Origin of the sequence: Vibrio sp. EA2, from assembly GCF_033042495.1 — a bacterium.
Lineage (GTDB): Bacteria > Pseudomonadota > Gammaproteobacteria > Enterobacterales > Vibrionaceae > Vibrio.
Map to the genome: position 1 here is coordinate 148,016 of NZ_JAWLID010000010.1, position 17,954 is coordinate 165,969.

At 44.5% G+C, this 17,954-nt stretch carries 19 protein-coding genes; 13 read left to right on the top strand and 6 right to left on the bottom strand.

Features of this window, described 5'->3' with window-relative positions:
- Positions 1–10 precede the first annotated feature (10 nt).
- The 4 genes from RXX31_RS18440 to RXX31_RS18455 all read left to right on the top strand — a co-directional run bounded on the left by RXX31_RS18440 (position 11) and on the right by RXX31_RS18455 (position 4,130).
- Positions 11–1,837, top strand: coding sequence for an extracellular solute-binding protein (locus tag RXX31_RS18440; RefSeq protein WP_317591173.1), 1,827 nt, complete (start codon positions 11–13; stop codon positions 1,835–1,837).
- Positions 1,838–1,846: 9 nt separating this feature from the next.
- A complete protein-coding gene (locus RXX31_RS18445) occupies positions 1,847–2,704 on the top strand; it encodes an ABC transporter ATP-binding protein (RefSeq protein ID WP_317591174.1) in 858 nt (285 codons plus the stop codon).
- 32 nt (positions 2,705–2,736) lie between these two features.
- Positions 2,737–3,576: an ABC transporter ATP-binding protein gene (locus RXX31_RS18450; RefSeq protein ID WP_317591176.1), complete on the top strand. Its 840-nt coding sequence runs from the start codon at positions 2,737–2,739 to the stop codon at positions 3,574–3,576.
- Between the two features lie 128 nt (positions 3,577–3,704).
- Positions 3,705–4,130 (top strand): phosphate-starvation-inducible protein PsiE, encoded by a 426-nt coding sequence (locus RXX31_RS18455; RefSeq protein WP_264903352.1) that lies wholly within the window; start codon positions 3,705–3,707, stop codon positions 4,128–4,130.
- A 3-nt stretch (positions 4,131–4,133) separates the two neighbouring features.
- Here RXX31_RS18455 and RXX31_RS18460 read toward each other — a convergent pair whose 3' ends face one another.
- Positions 4,134–4,577 (bottom strand): hypothetical protein, encoded by a 444-nt coding sequence (locus RXX31_RS18460; protein ID WP_317591177.1) that lies wholly within the window; start codon positions 4,575–4,577, stop codon positions 4,134–4,136.
- A gap of 801 nt (positions 4,578–5,378) precedes the next feature.
- Here RXX31_RS18460 and tnaA point away from each other — a divergent pair.
- The 4 genes from tnaA (at position 5,379) to RXX31_RS18480 (ending at position 9,850) form a co-directional block, all read left to right on the top strand.
- Positions 5,379–6,794 (top strand): tryptophanase, encoded by a 1,416-nt coding sequence (gene tnaA, locus RXX31_RS18465; protein WP_317591178.1) that lies wholly within the window; start codon positions 5,379–5,381, stop codon positions 6,792–6,794.
- Positions 6,795–6,978: 184 nt separating this feature from the next.
- Entirely contained in the window at positions 6,979–8,193 is a 1,215-nt protein-coding gene (locus RXX31_RS18470) for an aromatic amino acid transporter (RefSeq protein WP_317591179.1), read from the top strand.
- A 45-nt stretch (positions 8,194–8,238) separates the two neighbouring features.
- Positions 8,239–8,622: a Rid family detoxifying hydrolase gene (locus RXX31_RS18475; protein ID WP_317591180.1), complete on the top strand. Its 384-nt coding sequence runs from the start codon at positions 8,239–8,241 to the stop codon at positions 8,620–8,622.
- A 121-nt stretch (positions 8,623–8,743) separates the two neighbouring features.
- Entirely contained in the window at positions 8,744–9,850 is a 1,107-nt protein-coding gene (locus tag RXX31_RS18480; protein WP_317591181.1) for a porin, read from the top strand.
- Positions 9,851–9,936: 86 nt separating this feature from the next.
- Here RXX31_RS18480 and RXX31_RS18485 read toward each other — a convergent pair whose 3' ends face one another.
- Together RXX31_RS18485 and RXX31_RS18490 are read right to left on the bottom strand one after the other, a co-directional pair.
- Positions 9,937–10,080, bottom strand: coding sequence for a hypothetical protein (locus tag RXX31_RS18485; protein WP_317591182.1), 144 nt, complete (start codon positions 10,078–10,080; stop codon positions 9,937–9,939).
- A gap of 205 nt (positions 10,081–10,285) precedes the next feature.
- Positions 10,286–11,152: a YicC/YloC family endoribonuclease gene (locus tag RXX31_RS18490; RefSeq protein WP_317591183.1), complete on the bottom strand. Its 867-nt coding sequence runs from the start codon at positions 11,150–11,152 to the stop codon at positions 10,286–10,288.
- Positions 11,153–11,351: 199 nt separating this feature from the next.
- On the opposite strand from RXX31_RS18490, the gene rph reads away from it, so the two are divergent.
- The gene (gene rph / locus RXX31_RS18495; RefSeq protein WP_317591184.1) at positions 11,352–12,068 is read left to right on the top strand and encodes a ribonuclease PH; all 717 of its coding nucleotides are present in this window, start codon (positions 11,352–11,354) and stop codon (positions 12,066–12,068) included.
- Between the two features lie 123 nt (positions 12,069–12,191).
- On the top strand, positions 12,192–12,833 hold the full coding sequence (gene pyrE / locus RXX31_RS18500) for an orotate phosphoribosyltransferase (protein WP_014230580.1): 642 nt from the start codon (positions 12,192–12,194) through the stop codon (positions 12,831–12,833).
- A 248-nt stretch (positions 12,834–13,081) separates the two neighbouring features.
- Here pyrE and RXX31_RS18505 read toward each other — a convergent pair whose 3' ends face one another.
- From RXX31_RS18505 to coaBC, 3 genes are all read right to left on the bottom strand, one after another.
- Positions 13,082–14,032 carry a Kdo(2)-lipid IV(A) acyltransferase gene (locus RXX31_RS18505; protein ID WP_317591185.1) on the bottom strand — a complete coding sequence of 317 codons (951 nt, stop codon included), beginning with the start codon at positions 14,030–14,032 and terminating at the stop codon, positions 13,082–13,084.
- 5 nt (positions 14,033–14,037) lie between these two features.
- On the bottom strand, positions 14,038–14,628 hold the full coding sequence (gene slmA / locus RXX31_RS18510; protein WP_317591186.1) for a nucleoid occlusion factor SlmA: 591 nt from the start codon (positions 14,626–14,628) through the stop codon (positions 14,038–14,040).
- Between the two features lie 160 nt (positions 14,629–14,788).
- Positions 14,789–15,988 carry a bifunctional phosphopantothenoylcysteine decarboxylase/phosphopantothenate--cysteine ligase CoaBC gene (gene coaBC / locus RXX31_RS18515; protein ID WP_317591187.1) on the bottom strand — a complete coding sequence of 400 codons (1,200 nt, stop codon included), beginning with the start codon at positions 15,986–15,988 and terminating at the stop codon, positions 14,789–14,791.
- Positions 15,989–16,274: 286 nt separating this feature from the next.
- On the opposite strand from coaBC, the gene radC reads away from it, so the two are divergent.
- From radC to rpmG, 3 genes are all read left to right on the top strand, one after another.
- The gene (gene radC, locus RXX31_RS18520; RefSeq protein WP_317591188.1) at positions 16,275–16,949 is read left to right on the top strand and encodes a RadC family protein; all 675 of its coding nucleotides are present in this window, start codon (positions 16,275–16,277) and stop codon (positions 16,947–16,949) included.
- Between the two features lie 304 nt (positions 16,950–17,253).
- Positions 17,254–17,490, top strand: coding sequence for a 50S ribosomal protein L28 (rpmB, locus tag RXX31_RS18525; protein ID WP_005384783.1), 237 nt, complete (start codon positions 17,254–17,256; stop codon positions 17,488–17,490).
- 13 nt (positions 17,491–17,503) lie between these two features.
- On the top strand, positions 17,504–17,674 hold the full coding sequence (rpmG, locus tag RXX31_RS18530; protein WP_004410866.1) for a 50S ribosomal protein L33: 171 nt from the start codon (positions 17,504–17,506) through the stop codon (positions 17,672–17,674).
- Positions 17,675–17,954: the final 280 nt, after the last annotated feature.

Below are 17,954 nucleotides of genomic sequence, written 5' to 3' on the forward strand. Positions count from 1 at the left end.
GGGAAGTTTTATGAAAAGATTACTTTTAGCGTCTACGTTGACCGCCCTGAGTTTCGGTGCGATGTCCGCGACGCTCCCAGATGACTTAGAGTGGCAAACAAACTGGGATGAGCCGCTATATGGCTCTCCGGAAGCCAAGCGTGGCGGTACTTATCGCACTTACATGTCGAGTTTTCCTCAGACACTGCGCAGCGTAGGGCCAGATGCGAATGCAGGACTGCGTGCTTTCCTGTTAGATGACACGCCAGGGTTGGTGGTGCGTCATCCGGATACTTTGGAATTCATTCCTGAGCTGGCAAATGAATGGGCGTTGGCCGGTGATAATAAGACGGTGTACTTCAGACTAAACCCAGAAGCGAAATGGTCGGACGGAGAACCTGTTACCGCAGACGATTTTGTTTTCATGCTCAAGTTCTACCGCTCCAAAGATATTCTGGAACCCTGGTACAACGATTACTACAACAAAACGGTGGCAGATGTCGTTAAATACGATGATCACACCTTCTCCGTTGTCGCCGCTAAAGAGTTTAACCAAGAAGAATTGATGCTGAGAATGGGAGCACTGCGCCCACGCCCAGCGCACTTCTATGCCAATCCAGCGAAAGATGAAAACGGCGATGGTATCCATGACAACTTTGTTCGTTATTACAACTTTAAGAGTGAGCCAACCACGGGCGCTTACTACTTAGATGATATTAAGAAAGGTAAAAGCGTTACCTTCAAACATGTCGGTAAAGACTGGTGGGGTTATAGCAATAAGTACTATCAAAACCGCTATAACGTCGACAAGATTCGTATCACCGTCATTCGCGACAATGACATTGCAATGAAACACTTTGAGAAAGGTAACCTCGATGCATTTGGTCTCGTACTGCCGAGTCTATGGCATGACAAATCTAACTCGGAACCGTATCAGAAGGGTTACATCGAGAAGTTTTGGGGTTACAACCAATATCCTGTAGGGGCTGGTGGTCTTTGGATTAACTCAGCGCAACCGCTGTTAAATGATCTTAATGTGCGCAAAGGCGTCACCTATGCGACGGATTTCGATGGCATGATCGAAAATGTCTTACGGGGCGACTACTCACGTAAACCGAACCCAATGGGTTTTGGCCATGGTAAATACTCGCTGCCGGATGCAAAAGCACCAGCCTTTGATGTGGATAAAGCAATAGCCGCATTTGAAGCCGCAGGGTTTGACACTATCGGTGCCGACGGCATTCGTGTTAACTCTGACGGTCAGCGTCTGAGTTTTGAGTTGACCTATGGTACACCTATCCATACCCCGCGAATTGCTTATCTGAAAGAGCAAGCTAAATTGGCTGGTTTGGACATTGAGCTGAAACTGGTTGATGGTTCTTCGATGTTCAAATACGTGAGCGAGAAAAAGCATGATCTTGCGTTCTTAACCATGAGCACCTCAGAGATCCCTACTTATTGGGAATACTTCCACTCGGTCAATGCCAATAAGCCGCAAACCAATAACTTCACTAACTACAGTACGCCTGAGCTAGATGAAAAAATCATGGAGTATCGTTTTAGTTTGGATATGGATAAAAAGGTCAAGCTGGGACACGAGATTCAACGCGAGATCATTGATGCACACGTGATCATTTCTGGCTATATGGTGCCTTATGTTCGCTACGGCCACTGGCGCTGGCTCAAGTTACCAGAGAAACCAATGAACCGTATGACAGAAGCACTTTACAGCGGTGGCATTATTGGTGATGGCACATACTGGATCGACAGTGATGTGAAAAAAGAAACTCAACAAGCGATGAAATCAGGTAAGGCATTCGAACCTGTCGTTGAAATCGACGACACCTATAAGCTGTAGGGAGGTGTTATGGAAAACGATGTAATCTTAAGTGTTAAAGACCTCGAAGTAGAATTCATCACTGACGATGGTCCGGTAAAAGTGCTGCACGGCGTAAACTTTGATGTTCGAGCCGGGCGAACGTTGGGCTTAGTAGGCGAGTCGGGCAGTGGCAAGAGTGTGACCTCAATGGCCATTATGGGGCTGCTACCGAAACCATACGGCAATATCATTAAGGGCGAAGTGAATTATCGCGGAACCAATTTAGTGGATCTACCTGCAAACGAAATGTATGCCATGCGTGGTAACCGCATTTCGATCATCTTCCAGGATCCAATGACCGCTCTGAACCCAGTACACTCTATCGGCCGTCAGATATGTGAAGTGCTGGAGCTGCACCGACCGGAGTTGGATAAGAAGTCCCGTGAGTCCTATGCAATTGAAATGCTGGATAAAGTAAAAATTCCAATGCCGGAAAAGCGTCTCAATGAGTATCCGCATAACTTGTCTGGTGGTATGCGTCAGCGTGTCATGATTGCGATGGCACTGGCCTGTAAACCAGACATCCTAATCTGTGACGAACCAACGACAGCACTGGATGTAACCGTACAGGCGTCTATCCTTGAATTAATGAATGAACTTCAGGAAGAGACGGGCATGGCGATGATCTTCATCACCCACGACCTTGGCGTGGTGGCAGAAGTCTGTGATGACGTAGCAGTGATGTATGGTGGGCGAATTGTTGAAAAAGCTGAGATATTTGAACTGTTTGATAACCCTCAGCACCCATACACTGAGCGTTTGATGGGCTTGATGCCAAGCTTAGATAATGAACCTAAGCAGATGATTGACATCAAACCAATAGATGCAAGCATGTTTGCTCACTAGTGCAAAGTGAACGAGTCATAAAAGAGGATGTTATGGCAAAAGAAGTATTAAGAATTGAAAATCTTAAGCAGCACTTTGTATCTGGTAAAGGGCTGTTTAAGAAAGGTTACACGATTAAGGCCGTAGATGGTGTGTCTCTGTCGGTCGGTGAAGGGGAAACGCTGGGTCTGGTAGGAGAATCAGGCTGTGGCAAAAGTACCTTAGGTCGCACAATATTAAAGCTTTACGAACCAACGGAAGGCAAAATCTTTTTCGAAGGCAAAGATATCACCAAGTTGTCGGTAAAAGAGATGCGCTCTCTGCGTAAAGATATGCAGATTGTATTTCAGGATCCGATGGAGTCGCTCAATCAGCGCCACACCATCGGTATGATTCTGGAAGAACCCTTTGTTATTCATAAAATTGGTACGCCAGCGGAGCGCAAACAGTGGGTGAAAGAGTTACTGGTTAAAGTAGGCTTGCCAGAAACGGCGGTAAACCGTTATCCACATGAATTTTCTGGTGGTCAGCGCCAACGTATCGGTATCGCTCGTGCGATTGCGTTAAAACCAAAACTTCTGATTTGTGATGAGTCGGTTTCCGCACTGGACGTATCTGTTCAGGCACAGATTCTCAACTTGTTGTTACAGCTACAGCAGGAGATGAATCTGGCGATCATCTTTATCTCGCATGACTTATCCGTTGTGAAGCATGTCTCAGATAAAGTCGCGGTGATGTACTTTGGTAAGGTGGTAGAAGCGGGCAGTGTGAAAGATATCTACGCTAACCCACAAAACGAGTACACCAAAAAACTGCTTTCTGCTATCCCAATTACGCATCCTAAATATAGAAAGAAAAAGCGTGTGGCTGAAAAAAAGCAGCGAGTGGCGTAAGCCGTGCCACTGTTACAGCAAAAAAACAACGCTCCGCCAAATAGGCGGAGCGTTTTTCTTTTGTATGCTTTTTACGCTTACATGCTAAACTCAGGCTTATCTCTTTGGTTTTGTTTGGATAATTGACTATGGCGTCAGATTTACCTAAATCATTCAGCCGACCTTTCTTAAAAATCTTCCACTTCTTTGAGGCGATATTATTAGTCGCTATTACCTTGGCGACCTTATACGCCATGGCGGAGGAGTTCATCCATGTATTTGTCGCAAAACGTGTTTTACTGACCGACATCTTATTGATGTTTATTTACCTCGAAGTGTTAGCGATGGTGCGGCAGTTTGTGATGAATGGGAAAATTCCGGTTCGTTACCCTATCTATATCGCAATGATGGCGATTGCTCGTTACATCACACTTGGTATGAAAGAGTTGGATGCGGTGCCTGTTGTTTGGCTATCTCTTGCGGCTCTGATCCTTGCAGCTGCGACATTGTTAATTCGTGTCGGTCATCATTACTGGCCATACGTGGATAAGCGTACTGAAGAAAAAGACGAGTAACGCTTATTCTGTTTTTTCTTTCGACTTTGATTCGTGGTCGCGCTGGTTCTGCTCGGCCACTGTTTCATAGTATCGTCGTTGTCGCTCACCGAGATCTTCTCTGATCTGCTTAGTTTCCTGCTCATTACCGAGTAAGCCAATACAATAATCCATGTCCGCTTCTGTAAAGCGCTGCTCCTTTTCAGCTTTGTGGAAAAGGGAACGAATTGGGTGTGAGCACTGATTTCGTTCTCGAATATCTTTTAGATGTTTGCATGGTTTGTATGCTTCAAAAGCAAAATACATGGTTAAGTAGCCCGTCCATTTCAATTGATGGGACATTACCGAGCAATGCATTAGTTCTTCTGCCCGTTCTAAGTCGACTTCTGGTTCTAGCTCTGCTTTGCTAAGCGGAGATAAAAATAGAGTAAACAGTATGCTGCTACAAATCAGGGATTTACTGATCATATACCAAGCCTCTTTTTATACCTGCCTAACAAACCTTCCCCAAACAAAGACAGTGATACGTGTGACGTTTTATAGACGAGTATAGTTTTCGGCGAAGATTCGTGGTGCTTATTCCAGAAGAAAGTAAATAGATAAAGCAAAAGTGATATTGAAGGGCGGTTACCTTTGCCGGTGCCGTCCTTGTTTATTTTCGAGCCATGTGGAGCGGGGACATGTTGTGAATGAGTAGGTTCATTGTTACTAAGCATCAGAACTGTGAATGATAGTTCTTTTATTGGATGGGAGCTTATGAGTATGTGTTCTGTATGAACTAATTTATTTGTGACACGTGATTTATTCCCGGAGTTTCTATAAGGATACTTGTCACATTTATTATTTTGTCCAATTTACTTTGTTCATGCTTTGGCTAAAAATGAACTCATCGGTCAATCAGATATAACGAATGATGGCATTAGAAATGAGTCAAAGTATTAAAATTCAAAATAAGTCATGGTCAAGCTCTTTAGCTTGGTATACACATGACTTTGAGCTACAAATTCTACCTTCTTGCTTCCGCTTCTAATCAATACGATTATTTAACTCTACAGTATTAGTTAAATATTCGTCTCGTATACATCATATTAAAAATATCGACAGTAGTGTTCTGTATTATTCATTCAGTTCCTGGGTCGTATTTTATCTTAATTTAATTAGTTTTAATTTAACTGATTCATTATTCAGAGCGAATTATCACGCCCAAAATATATCGTGATATTAATTAATGTCGCCTGTTTAATAAAAATATTATTTATAGGTATTATTATGGAAAACTTTAAGCATCTTCCTGAACCATTCCGTATCCGTGTTGTTGAGCCAGTAAAAACAACGACTAGAGAATACCGTGAGCAAGCGATTTTAAAGGCGGGTATGAACCCATTCTTATTAGACAGTGAAGATGTATTTATCGACCTGTTAACGGATAGTGGTACTGGTTCTATTACGCAAAAAATGCAGGCCGCCATGCTGATGGGCGACGAAGCATACAGTGGCAGCCGCAGCTACTACGCACTTTCAAACGCAGTAAAAGACATCTTTGGTTATGAACTGACGATTCCAACTCACCAAGGTCGTGGTGCAGAACAGATTTATATCCCAATTCTTATTAAGAAGCGTGAACAAGAGAAAGGCTTGGACCGCTCTAAAATGGTTGCGTTGTCCAACTACTTCTTCGACACAACACAAGGCCACACTCAAGTGAACTGCTGTGTAGCGAAGAACGTGTATACAGATGAAGCCTTTGATACTTCAGTCAATGCGGACTTTAAAGGTAACTTCGACCTGAACAAACTGGAAATGGCGATTGAAGAAGCTGGCCCAGCAAACGTTCCTTACATCGTAAGTACCATCACTTGTAACTCAGCCGGTGGTCAGCCAGTCTCCATTGCGAACTTGAAAGCGGTTTATGAAATCGCTAAACGTTACGATATCCCGGTGATCATGGACTCGGCTCGTTACGCAGAAAACGCCTACTTTGTGCAACAGCGTGAGCCAGGTTACCAAGACTGGACGATTGAAGAAATCACCCGTGAAACATACAAGTATGCAGATGCTCTTGCTATGTCAGCGAAGAAAGACGCGATGGTACAAATGGGTGGTCTACTATGTTTCAAAGACGAATCCATGATGGATGTCTACACTGAATCTCGTACTCTTTGTGTTGTTCAGGAAGGTTTCCCAACTTATGGTGGTCTTGAAGGCGGTGCAATGGAGCGTCTGGCGGTTGGCCTTTATGATGGTATGCGTCAAGAGTGGCTGGAATACCGTATCGGTCAAGTTCAGTACTTAGTGGATGGTCTGGAAGCGATTGGTGTTGTTTGTCAGCAAGCTGGTGGCCATGCAGCATTCGTTGATGCAGGTAAATTGTTGCCTCATATTCCATCACACCAATTCCCTGCTCATGCACTTGCTTGTGAGCTGTACAAAGTCGCGGGTATCCGTGCGGTTGAAATCGGTTCTCTGTTACTAGGCCGTGATCCAGCAACGGGTAAACAGCATGAATGTCCGGCAGAATTACTACGCCTAACCATTCCTCGTGCAACTTATACTCAAACACACATGGACTTTGTTATTGAAGCATTCGAAAAAGTAAAAGCAAATGCGGAAAATGTAAAAGGTTTAGATTTCACTTACGAGCCAAAAGTACTACGTCACTTCACTGCTCGACTAAAAGAAATTTAATTTCTGGAGTTAACTACTAAATAATTAAGTAATAAATAATAAGTGCGTCTCTTTCCTCTGCTGAGGCGCGCTTATTCTCAATGCCTACCTCGTACTACATATAAACTATAAAACTACTAAATATTATTATAAAAAGTTGGCTGATTATTTATCCCTATTAAAAATATATTATAGAGACGTGGTCATGAAAAAAAGTCCATCTTTAGTCGGCGGATCTTGTATTATTGCAAGTGTCTGTGTGGGAGCGGGAATGCTTGGTTTGCCAAGTGCAGGCGCAGGTGCTTGGACCGCATGGTCGTTAATCGCAATTACCTTTACCATGATTATGATGACAGTATCTGGTTGGATGCTGTTAGAAGCTTTCAAACGTTATGATTTAAAAGTATCTTTTAATACGGTTACGAAAGATATGTTAGGAAGTAACGTTAACCGAATTAATAACTTAGCTGTTTATTTTGTTGGCGGTATCTTACTTTATGCCTATATCACTTCTTCAGGTTTAATCTTAGAAGGCGTATTAGGTATTAATAATAAATTAGCTTCTGTTTTATTTGTTGCTATCTTTTCTCTTTTCGTATGGCACTCCACTCGTGCGGTAGATAGAATCTCAGTTGTTCTTATTGCCTTTATGGGTCTCAGTTTTATCTTCGGTGTATCTGGTTTAGCCGCCAATATCGATATATCCATTCTGTTTGATCGCGTCAGCCAAGAAACGAGTTATGCACCTTATGCGATGGCGATGTTGCCGGTTGCTTTGACCTCATTTGGTTACCACCACTCTGTTGCAAGTATGCGCTCTTACTACGGTTGCGAGCAACGTGCGAAGAAAGCCATCTTAGGAGGCACGGTCATTGCGCTAACACTTTACTTCTTATGGATGATGAGTATCTACGGCAACCTGCCACGCAGCCAGTTTGGTCCGGTTATTGAGCAGGGAGGTAACGTAGAAGCATTACTTTCAGCATTAGGCTCTGCGATTGATTCTGACCGAGTAGCCAGTGCAATCAACACCTTCTCTATGGCTGCGATCCTTTCCTCTTTCATCGGTGTAGGGCTAGGTGTGTTCGATTTTCTGGCGGACTTATTCAAGTTTGAAGACACAAAACAAGGCCGTACAAAAACCTGGCTAGCAACGTTTTTACCACCACTGGTACTCTCTTTGCTCTTCCCATTTGGGTTCGTTATCGCGATTGGGTATGCCGGTGCGGCGGCTACGGTTTGGGCATGTTTGATTCCTGCACTGTTGGCACGTAAATCTCGCCGCTTAGAAGGCAGTCATGAAGGTTTTGTTGCACCCGGTGGCAATACGATGATTGGTGTATTGATTTTGTTTGGTGTGCTGACAGCCGTGTTCCATTTTATGTCAATGCTGAACCTACTCCCTGTATTTAGCATTTAATCGTCAATGTATGACAAATTTATTTAACTAATTTTGAGATGAAAAATGACAGATATTATTAACACTTCAAAAGCACCTTTAGCGATTGGTCCATATGTTCAAGGTGTGAATCTGGGTAGCATGGTCATTACCTCGGGTCAGCTTCCTATTAACCCAGAAACCAAACAGATACCGGAAGACGTCGCAGAGCAAGCGCTACAGTCACTAAACAATGCATTGGCCATCATAGAAAAAGCTGGGTTGGGCGCAAAAAACATCGTGAAAACAACGGTGTTTGTGAAAGATCTAAATGATTTCTCAGCCGTCAATAAAGTGTACGGGGATTTCTTTGAGCGTCACAACGCGCCATTCCCGGCACGTTCTTGTGTTGAGGTTGCCCGTTTACCAATGGATGCAAAAGTGGAAATCGAAGTTATCGCGACCAAGTAGCTTTGGCTGAATCCGCTTAACCCCCTCCACCTATTTAAAAATAGAAGCATGATAATTTCATACTGTGATTTTTTGTCATGCTTTTTTTATGCCCGTTTTTTAGAAAATGTTGGAACGTGAAATGAAATTAAATAATAAAAATATTCTGTTTATCTCGGGTTTAATTATCTCAAGCCAAGCACACGCACTAACGGTATATCAAGATGACGTAAACAAGGTTGAAGTATCCGGTGCGTTTTTAATGGATTATTGGCAACCTGCTCAATTCCTCGATCACTACTTTAATGCCAGCCGCAGTACGTTAGGTATCGCGATCGAGCGCCAGTTAGATAATGGCTGGTCAACCGATGTAAAATTTGAGTGGGACACGATTCTTAACCCGCCTTCGAATGAGTTTGAAAACCAAAATGGTGACAAATTTAGAAGTCGTCTGGGTTACATCACGGTTGCGAATGATGAGTTAGGTAGTGTACGAATCGGTAAGCAATATTCGGCTTATCATGACGTCGCTGGGTACATGGATAACCTGATTGTGTTTGATCCGGATGCAACGCCATTGTTCAGTGATGGTAAAGATGGCGGTTTTATGGCGACGGCTCGTGGTGACAACCTGGTTGTTTACCGCAAGAGCTTTGATGCGCTGAATGTCTCTGCTCAATATGGTTTTAACGGGGTAAACAATCGATATAACCAGGCGTTAAGTCGAGAGAACAACATTGCTTTGGCTGTTAGTTATGACTTTGACTTTGGCTTAAGCTTGGGTGCAACGCATATGCAAAACAAGGTCGAAGGAACTTCTTTTGCTGGGCTTAACGATGGAGACGCCCAAGAGCTAACCACGATTGCCGCTAAATATGGATACAAAGGATTTCAAATATCTGCAGCGTTTACCGACGGTAAAAAGGCGCATGAAACTGACTTATTGTACTATCGAGTGACCGAGAGTGGTAAAGAGAACTTATACGCTGACGCCAGCGCCTACGATATGTATGCGCACTACTATTTCGATATTGGCTTGCGTCCTTATGTTTACCTTTCCCAAGTTAATTTTGATGATAGCTCGGTAAACGTAGACGGAGAGCGTAACATTTACTCATTTGGTTTAAGTTACCATGCTACGCCACAATTGATCATCTCAGGGGAAATCAGAAAAACCGAAGAAGACAACTTAGGCGCAGGGAAGCAGGAAGACACTTTAAGTGGTATGACAATTCTGTATGCATTTTAATTTTATTTAGGACGGTACAGTGACAAACTAAAAAAGACGCCATATGAGGCGTCTTTTTTAGTTTTTAAATTCTGACGGGCAATACATCATGCCATAGAAATTAGACTTAACAGTCCAATAACTGCTGTTGTAGAAATACACATCAGTGCAGCAGAGATTGAAGGCGTTAACACTTTTCCTAATTCAAGATTATTTTTACCGTCTAATATTGATAAAAGTGCTGAGTTCATTTTTTCACCGTAGTTATTGGTACGTGTCTAAGGACGAGGCGCATTTTACTACTGGTGTGACAAGTGTCAAATATTTAATCAAAAAAAGTTTAAATATTATTCAATTTGTTGATTGAGCTGAGTTGGGTATTCTGTTCTGACACACGTCAAAACCCTTATAGGGAAGGGCTTTGACGGTGGGAAAATAATCTGTGATGGGAAGAGGCTACTCAATATTCTGGATCTGCTCACGCATCTGTTCGATAAGAACTTTGAGCTCGACGCCAGACGCCGTAATGTCTGTGCTGATTGATTTAGATGCCAGCGTATTCGATTCACGGTTAAACTCTTGCATCATGAAGTCGAGACGACGACCAACTGCGCCACCTTTTTTCAGGATGTTGGTGGTCTCTTTTACGTGAGAGTCGAGACGATCCAATTCTTCCGCGACGTCTGATTTCTGCGCCAATAGGATCAGTTCTTGCTCGACACGAGTTGGGTCCAACTCCACTTTTGCATCTTCAAATTTAGAGAACAGACGCTCACGTTGCCACTCTAAGATCTCTGGCATGCGCGCACGAACTTTTACCACTTCTTGTGTAATCGCTTCCAGGCGCTGCTCGATAAGCGCTTTCATATTGTCGCCTTCACGACCACGCGCATCGATGAACTCACCTAAAGCTTCATCAAAAGCACCGAGTAACACTTTGTTTACCTCATCCATGTCCTGCTCTGGCGTTTCCATTACGCCTGGCCATTGCATTACCTGGAATGGATTGATACGGCTCAGCTCGCCCGTCATGTGCATCACTTGCTCGGCCGCCTTAATGACTTGGTTCGCTAGTGACTCATTGATGCTAAGTTCGCCTTTTGCCGCAGGGTTCGCTTCAAAACGAAGGTTACACTCAACTTTACCGCGAGCAAGGCGCTTACGAAAACGCTCACGCAGTACTGGCTCTAGTGCACGAAACTGTTCTGGCATGCGGAAGTAAGTTTCCAGGTAGCGTTGGTTTACACTGCGGATTTCCCATACCGCTGAGCCCCAGTCGCCTTTCACCTCTTTGCGCGCATACGCTGTCATACTGTAAATCATCGAATTTTCCTGTCTTCAATTTTTTGAAAATTACCTAGAGAGTGTATCACGGAGTAACAATAGGTGCGCGGGATGTAACGCGATGTACTAGGGAAATGTGTATCGATTGCATGACTTGTGACCTAGGAATCCGGAATCGATTCCGCTATAATCTTCGCCCAACCAAATCGTCTTCTCCTCATATTTAAGGTAGATGCCCATGCGTCCAAACGATCGCAAGGCGGACCAAGTTCGCCCAATCAAAATTACTCGTAACTACACCGCTTATGCTGAAGGCTCAGTATTAGTGGAGTTCGGTAATACCAAAGTGTTGTGTAATGCGACCGTCGAAGAATCTGTGCCACGCTGGCTAAAAGGCCAGGGTAAAGGCTGGGTAACTGCGGAATACGGCATGTTGCCACGTGCAACACACTCTCGTACTCGTCGCGAAGCGGCAAGTGGTAAGCAGGGTGGCCGCACGATGGAAATCCAACGCCTGATCGCGCGTAGCCTGCGTGCTGTTGTCGACCTAAAAGCGATGGGTGAGTTCATGATCACCGTTGACTGTGACGTGATTCAAGCGGATGGCGGCACAAGAACTGCTTCTATCAGTGGCGCAAGCGTTGCGATGGCAGATGCGTTCCAGCACCTGATTGAGAGCGGAAAACTAAAAGCGAACCCAATGAAAGGCCACGTAGCGGCGGTTTCTGTTGGTTTGTTAGGTGATGAAGTACTTTGTGACTTAGAATATGTTGAAGATTCAGCCGCTGATACCGACATGAATGTTGTCATGACTGAAGAAGGCAAGATGATTGAGGTTCAAGGTACCGCAGAAGGTGAACCGTTCAGTCAAGAGCAGCTGATGGCACTACTGGAGTCGGCGAAAATCGGCATTAGCGAAATCGTCACGGCGCAGAAGGCGGCGTTAGAAAATTAATTTTTAAAAATAGCTTCCCCAGAAAGGAAGCTATTTTTTTACTTATTTTAGAACCTAGAACCTAGAACCTAGAACCTAGGTCCTTAATATTTATATCCACACACTGAAAATTGAGAGAAATCCATGAAAGCATACCAGCGTGAATTTATTGAGTTTGCACTTGAGAAAGAAGTTCTTAAGTTTGGTGAGTTTACTTTGAAATCAGGCCGTAAGAGCCCTTACTTCTTTAACGCTGGTCTTTTCAATACAGGTCGCGACCTTGCTCGTCTTGGTCGTTTCTACGCAGCTGCATTAGCAGACTCGGGTATCGAGTTCGACGTATTATTTGGCCCTGCGTACAAAGGCATTCCAATCGCAACGACAACGGCTGTTGCACTTGCTGATCACCACGATATCGACACGCCATATTGCTTTAACCGTAAAGAAGCGAAAGACCACGGTGAGGGCGGCAACCTGGTAGGTTCAGCTCTGGAAGGCCGTATTATGCTGGTTGACGACGTGATTACTGCAGGTACCGCAATCCGTGAATCGATGGAAATCATCAAGGCGAATGGTGCTGATTTGGCTGGCGTGTTGGTGGCTATCGACCGTCAAGAAAAAGGCAAGGGTGAGCTGTCTGCGATTCAGGAAGTTGAGCGCGACTTCGGCTGTGCGGTTATCTCTATCGTGAGTTTGGGTGACCTAGTGACTTACCTTGAAGAAAAAGGTAACGCAGCAGAGCACCTAGATGCTGTAAAAGCATACCGCGCGGAATACGGGATTTAATGAAAAGAAGGACCTAGGTTGATAGGATCCTAGGTCCTAGAAGTGCTTGCGGTAAGTTTGGTTAGAAGCGTAAGCATAGTTACTCGTGGCTTTGGAATACTGATTACAGAGTACAGAAGTGTTTGACATCGAATTGGGTGGCAAAAAATAATCCGTAATCCCGAACAACAAGCACAAACGTCAAATAAAGTACCGAACGTTCAACAAGTGAACCTAGAACCTAGGATCCTAGCCCCTAGGATCTTGGGTTATCTATAACGAACCCCTTTCGGCACGCTTTCATCCTGCATGGTTTTGTAGCGTTTATGCAGCCACATCCATTGTTCAGGAGCACGTAAGATGACTTCTTCCACGTACTTGTTCATGTAGGCAGCCGCAGCAACTTCGTCTTTTTGCGGGTAATCGGCTTCAATGCATTTATCTGCAATGATTTCGTACTTGCCCTGATCATTGCGGAAACCAGAACCCGGAACAATGGCACACTTCGACGTATAAGCCAGAATGCTCGTACCTGTCGTCGTACAGGCATCTTCTACCGCGAAGAATGGCACATACACCGATTTGTTGCGTCCGTAATCGTGGTCAGGTAGGTAGAACAGACGTTCACCACTACGCAGGACGCGAATCATCTTTTTCACGTCTTTACGGTCAATCAATTTGTTGCCGTTATGGGTGCGGCCCCAGTACTGGATAAAGTTATAAGCTGGATTATCGTGTGGACGAAATGCTCCGTAACCTGCAAGTCCCATCACGGCAAAAGCACGTGCGGTGATTTCCAGGTTCAATGCATGCACACAGCAGAGTAGGACGCCTTTTCCTTCTTGCGCCTTTTCTTTCAGAGCACCAACATCTTTTTCCACTAGAAGCGTTTTGAAGCGCCAAGTTGGCCAGAACCAGGTGATGCCGGTTTCGATCAGTGCCATGCCGGTGTTTTTGAAGTTTTCGGTAACGATACGATCGATGTCTTCTTGAGACTTGTCCGGAAAAGCCAACTCAAGGTTACGCTTTGCGACGTGTACTCGTTTTTTACCATAACGCATGCCGAGCTTACCCACGGATTGGCCCAACGACAGAAGCAAGCGATAAGGAAGAATATTAACGATGATCGCCAGCAGACCAAACCCTATCCACACGCCCCAGTTACTTGGGTGAAGAAGGGAAAGAGAAAATTCTGGCTGCATGTGCTTGTCTTTACTCATAATCTTTACTTAATTTGTGCGCTGAGCAATGCCCAATATTCATCAAAGTTGGCAGTAGGTTGATATTTGAAGTCACTACGAACAAAGCGGTTTAGACTGCCTTCTACCTGACCTAGGATCTGTGCCGCAAGAATGCGTTCTTCTACAGGGAAAGATTTCCCTTCACGAAGTTTACGTTCACGTAGGATCTGACGCAGTTGCGTTTCAATTCGCTCGAATAGCTGATTGATGCGCTCACGCAGGCGTTCATTCTCAAACATTAGAGCATGACCTGACAGAATGCGTGTCAGACCCGGGTTACGCTCCGAAAAGACCAGAATCAGGTGCATAACCATACGGATGCGCTCTAAGGTATCTTTTTCGTCGTCAAGAATACGGTTAATACGAGTCATCAATGCTTCTTCAATGAATTCGATCAAACCTTCGAACATGCGCGCTTTACTTGGGAAATGGCGGTAGAGCGCCGCTTCTGAAACGCCAACTTGTTTCGCCAGTTTTGCCGTAGTAATACGTGAAGCGCCTTCTGTAGATTCAAGCATCTCTGCTAACGCTTGCAAGATCTCTTCACGACGATTGGATTTTTTACTGCCGGCCATTAGTTATTTCCTTTCAAAATACAAAGTTGAGCGGAGGGGATTATAAGACGCTAAGTCGGATCAAACTAGACTACTGAGGGTGTATTGGGAGTTACAACACCCTCAATTGTCATGTTTGTACTAAATTTTCGCCAGTTTCCTATCAAAAAATGAGCACTCGTTACATTAATGCGTGCATTTTTTCGAGGATTTTAAAACTCAGTGCCTCTTTAGATTCTAAAGCGAGAACGAGTTCGCCTTCTGGCCAGAAAAGCGTTATCGCGTTGTCATTGCTGTTGAAGCCTTGCCCTTCAACCGATACGTCATTCGCACATATCATATTAAGGTTTTTCTTCACTAACTTACCGCGAGCATAAGTTTCGACATCGTTAGTTTCAGCGGCGAAGCCGACGGTAAATGGGCGTTTGTCTGTCATTGCTGCAACCGACGCAACAATATCAGGATTTTTGACCATTTTGATGACCATCTGGTCGTTGTCTTCGGTCTTTTTCAATTTTTGAGACGCGATGTCTTCAGGTCGGTAATCGGCCACTGCAGCGCAGCTGATAAATGCATCATGGCTGGTGGCATGCGCCATTACAGCATCAAACATGTTTTGAGCGCTTGATACGTTAATGCGCTCAACGCCAGCAGGTGTACTTAAACTTACAGGGCCACTTACCAGAGTCACCTTAGCCCCTAGTTGCGCTGCTGCATTCGCCAGTGCAAAGCCCATTTTGCCAGAGCTGTGGTTGCTGATGTAACGCACGGGATCGATGGCTTCTTGGGTTGGACCCGCTGTGATTAATACAGATTTGCCTTCAAGCACTTTAGGTTGAAAAAACTGTTCACACAGGTGAACCAGCTGCATTGGCTCTAACATACGGCCTGGACCCACATCACCACATGCTTGTTCACCAGCACCTGGCCCCCAAATGTGCATGCCACGACGAGTCAAGGTTGCGATGTTCTCTTGTGTTGCCACATTACTATACATCTGTTGGTTCATTGCCGGAGATACCGCAACTGGTGAATCAGTGGCTAACACTAGAGTTGTCACTAAGTCGTTCCCCATCCCTGCCGACAGTCGAGCAATCAAATCTGCCGTTGCTGGAGCCAGAAGGACTAAGTCGGCCCACTTTGCCAACTCTATGTGCCCCATCGACGCTTCTGCAGCGGGATCGAATAAGCTGTCAGAAACTGGATGGCCCGAAACCGCTTGCATGGTGAGAGGAGTAATAAACTCCTTGGCAGATTCGGTCATTACGACGCGCACTTGTGCGCCCCTCTCTATTAAGCGACGGGTTAGCTCCGCACATTTATACGCGGCAATACCGCCACTGATGCCGAGTAGAATTTTCTTTCCTGCTAGTGTTTGCATGTGAGATCTCCAATTTTCTGGCGACGAGTTTAGCACAACTCAAAGTCTTACCGCCTGCGTATATTTAGTTTGCTGACTTTGCTATGGCACTATTATGTCGTCGTAATTCGAAGTGTCATACCCCAATAATCCAACGAAAAATTCTAGACTTGATTGGTAATTTTAAACTCTGATGAACGAGTAAATTACATAGAAAACTCGATCGAAACTAAAAAAGCGAAAGTCACCCTCGACTTTCGCTTTTTGTTTTGTGGAATAGGGGCTCTTACCTATAAAGAGACAGCCGATGATTCTCAAATCTTTACCAAATGAGTCTATGCCACGGGAAAAGCTCCTCCAGAGAGGACCACAAGCGTTAACCGATGCTGAATTACTCGCTATATTTCTGCGTACAGGCACGCAAGGCATGAATGTGATTGAGTTGGCGGATTTCCTCATTCAGGATTTTGGGTCGCTCAGGCAGCTGTTCTCGGCGTCTGAGAAAGAATTTTGCCAACATAAAGGCCTAGGGCAAGCTAAATATGTTCAACTACAAGCCGTGCTTGAGATGACTCAGCGTTATTTAGCGGAAACGTTAAAGCGTGGTGATGCTTTGACCAGCCCGGAACAGACAAAGTTGTACCTCTCCTCCATTTTAAGAGATCGACAAAGAGAGGCCTTTTACATTCTTTTTCTCGATAATCAGCACCGCGTGATAAAAGATGAAATCTTATTCGAAGGAACGTTGGATGCGGCGTCGGTTTATCCGCGAGAAGTGGTGAAGCGAGCCTTGCATCATAACGCGGCAGGCTTGATTCTTGCTCACAATCATCCGTCTGGTGTGGCGGAGCCGAGCCAGTCTGACAGAAGAATTACTCGCCGTTTAATCGACGCTTTAGCACTGGTAGATATTCGCATTTTGGACCATTTCGTCATCGGCGATGGAGAAAGTGTCTCTTTTGCTGAAAGAGGATGGATATAACTGTGCGTTTTTTAGGTTGTTAGTTGCAAAAAATCTGCTATCATCCACGCCACTAAATTTTAAACTGAATTCAGCTTGGACTGCTAGAAAAAACCTGCTGTCTAAAAAAAGATCACGAAAACCTGTAAAAAGGATCTGTTCGGGTCTTGAGCAATGCATGTCAAGTTAGTATAATGCGCGACCTTTGATAGCCTTGTATGGATTTTCCATAGCGGTTCTTAACCTCTAAACTTCTTTTTGAGAGATAGAGAGGTTCGGCCACCAAGGTTGATATCGAGCTGAAACGATTTTGGAGAAGACATTCATGTCACGAGTATGCCAAGTAACTGGTAAGCGTCCAGTAACGGGTAACAACCGTTCACACGCACGAAATGCTACTAAGCGTCGTTTTCTGCCGAACCTACAAACTCATCGTTTCTGGGTAGAGAGCGAAAAACGTTTTGTTAAACTACGTCTATCTGCTAAAGGTATGCGCATCATCGACAAGAAAGGTATTGATACTGTTCTTGCAGACATGCGTGCACGTGGCGAAAACGTTTAAGAGGAAATAAGCAATGGCAAAGAAAGGCGTTCGTGAGAAAATCCGTCTAGTATCTTCTGCAGGTACAGGCCACTTCTACACAACTGATAAGAACAAGCGTAACATGCCAGGCAAATTTGAGATCAAGAAATTTGATCCAGTTGTACGCCAGCACGTTATGTACAAAGAAGCAAAAATCAAATAATTGGTTTCTGACTCTTTTACGAATTGAAAAACCCAGCTTTCGAGTTGGGTTTTTTATTGGTTAAAAGAAAGGTTCCTAGGTATTAGGTTCTAGGCGTGTATGTGGTTAGTTCAGTGCTAAACGCAAGCTCCGGTGTTTGTTGCTTTGGAATACTGATTACAGAGTACAGAAACGTTTGACACTGCGATTAGATGGTTGAAAAATAATCCGTAATCCGTAATCCGTAATCCGTAATCCGTAATCCGTAATCCGTAATCCGTAATCCGTAATCCGTAATCCG

Excerpts from the sequence above, each read along its gene's own strand:
- rpmG (WP_004410866.1), top strand. The coding sequence starts at position 17,504 with ATGGCAAAGAAAGGCGTTCGTGAGAAAATCCGTCTAGTATCTTCTGCA.
- radC (WP_317591188.1), top strand. The coding sequence starts at position 16,275 with ATGATTCTCAAATCTTTACCAAATGAGTCTATGCCACGGGAAAAGCTC.
- RXX31_RS18485 (WP_317591182.1), bottom strand. The coding sequence starts at position 10,080 with ATGAACTCAGCACTTTTATCAATATTAGACGGTAAAAATAATCTTGAA.
- RXX31_RS18450 (WP_317591176.1), top strand. The coding sequence starts at position 2,737 with ATGGCAAAAGAAGTATTAAGAATTGAAAATCTTAAGCAGCACTTTGTA.
- pyrE (WP_014230580.1), top strand. The coding sequence starts at position 12,192 with ATGAAAGCATACCAGCGTGAATTTATTGAGTTTGCACTTGAGAAAGAA.
- RXX31_RS18460 (WP_317591177.1), bottom strand. The coding sequence starts at position 4,577 with ATGATCAGTAAATCCCTGATTTGTAGCAGCATACTGTTTACTCTATTT.
- tnaA (WP_317591178.1), top strand. The coding sequence starts at position 5,379 with ATGGAAAACTTTAAGCATCTTCCTGAACCATTCCGTATCCGTGTTGTT.
- RXX31_RS18445 (WP_317591174.1), top strand. The coding sequence starts at position 1,847 with ATGGAAAACGATGTAATCTTAAGTGTTAAAGACCTCGAAGTAGAATTC.
- RXX31_RS18455 (WP_264903352.1), top strand. The coding sequence starts at position 3,705 with ATGGCGTCAGATTTACCTAAATCATTCAGCCGACCTTTCTTAAAAATC.
- RXX31_RS18480 (WP_317591181.1), top strand. The coding sequence starts at position 8,744 with ATGAAATTAAATAATAAAAATATTCTGTTTATCTCGGGTTTAATTATC.
- slmA (WP_317591186.1), bottom strand. The coding sequence starts at position 14,628 with ATGGCCGGCAGTAAAAAATCCAATCGTCGTGAAGAGATCTTGCAAGCG.
- RXX31_RS18475 (WP_317591180.1), top strand. The coding sequence starts at position 8,239 with ATGACAGATATTATTAACACTTCAAAAGCACCTTTAGCGATTGGTCCA.
- rpmB (WP_005384783.1), top strand. The coding sequence starts at position 17,254 with ATGTCACGAGTATGCCAAGTAACTGGTAAGCGTCCAGTAACGGGTAAC.
- rph (WP_317591184.1), top strand. The coding sequence starts at position 11,352 with ATGCGTCCAAACGATCGCAAGGCGGACCAAGTTCGCCCAATCAAAATT.
- RXX31_RS18505 (WP_317591185.1), bottom strand. The coding sequence starts at position 14,032 with ATGAGTAAAGACAAGCACATGCAGCCAGAATTTTCTCTTTCCCTTCTT.
- RXX31_RS18440 (WP_317591173.1), top strand. The coding sequence starts at position 11 with ATGAAAAGATTACTTTTAGCGTCTACGTTGACCGCCCTGAGTTTCGGT.
- coaBC (WP_317591187.1), bottom strand. The coding sequence starts at position 15,988 with ATGCAAACACTAGCAGGAAAGAAAATTCTACTCGGCATCAGTGGCGGT.
- RXX31_RS18470 (WP_317591179.1), top strand. The coding sequence starts at position 6,979 with ATGAAAAAAAGTCCATCTTTAGTCGGCGGATCTTGTATTATTGCAAGT.
- RXX31_RS18490 (WP_317591183.1), bottom strand. The coding sequence starts at position 11,152 with ATGATTTACAGTATGACAGCGTATGCGCGCAAAGAGGTGAAAGGCGAC.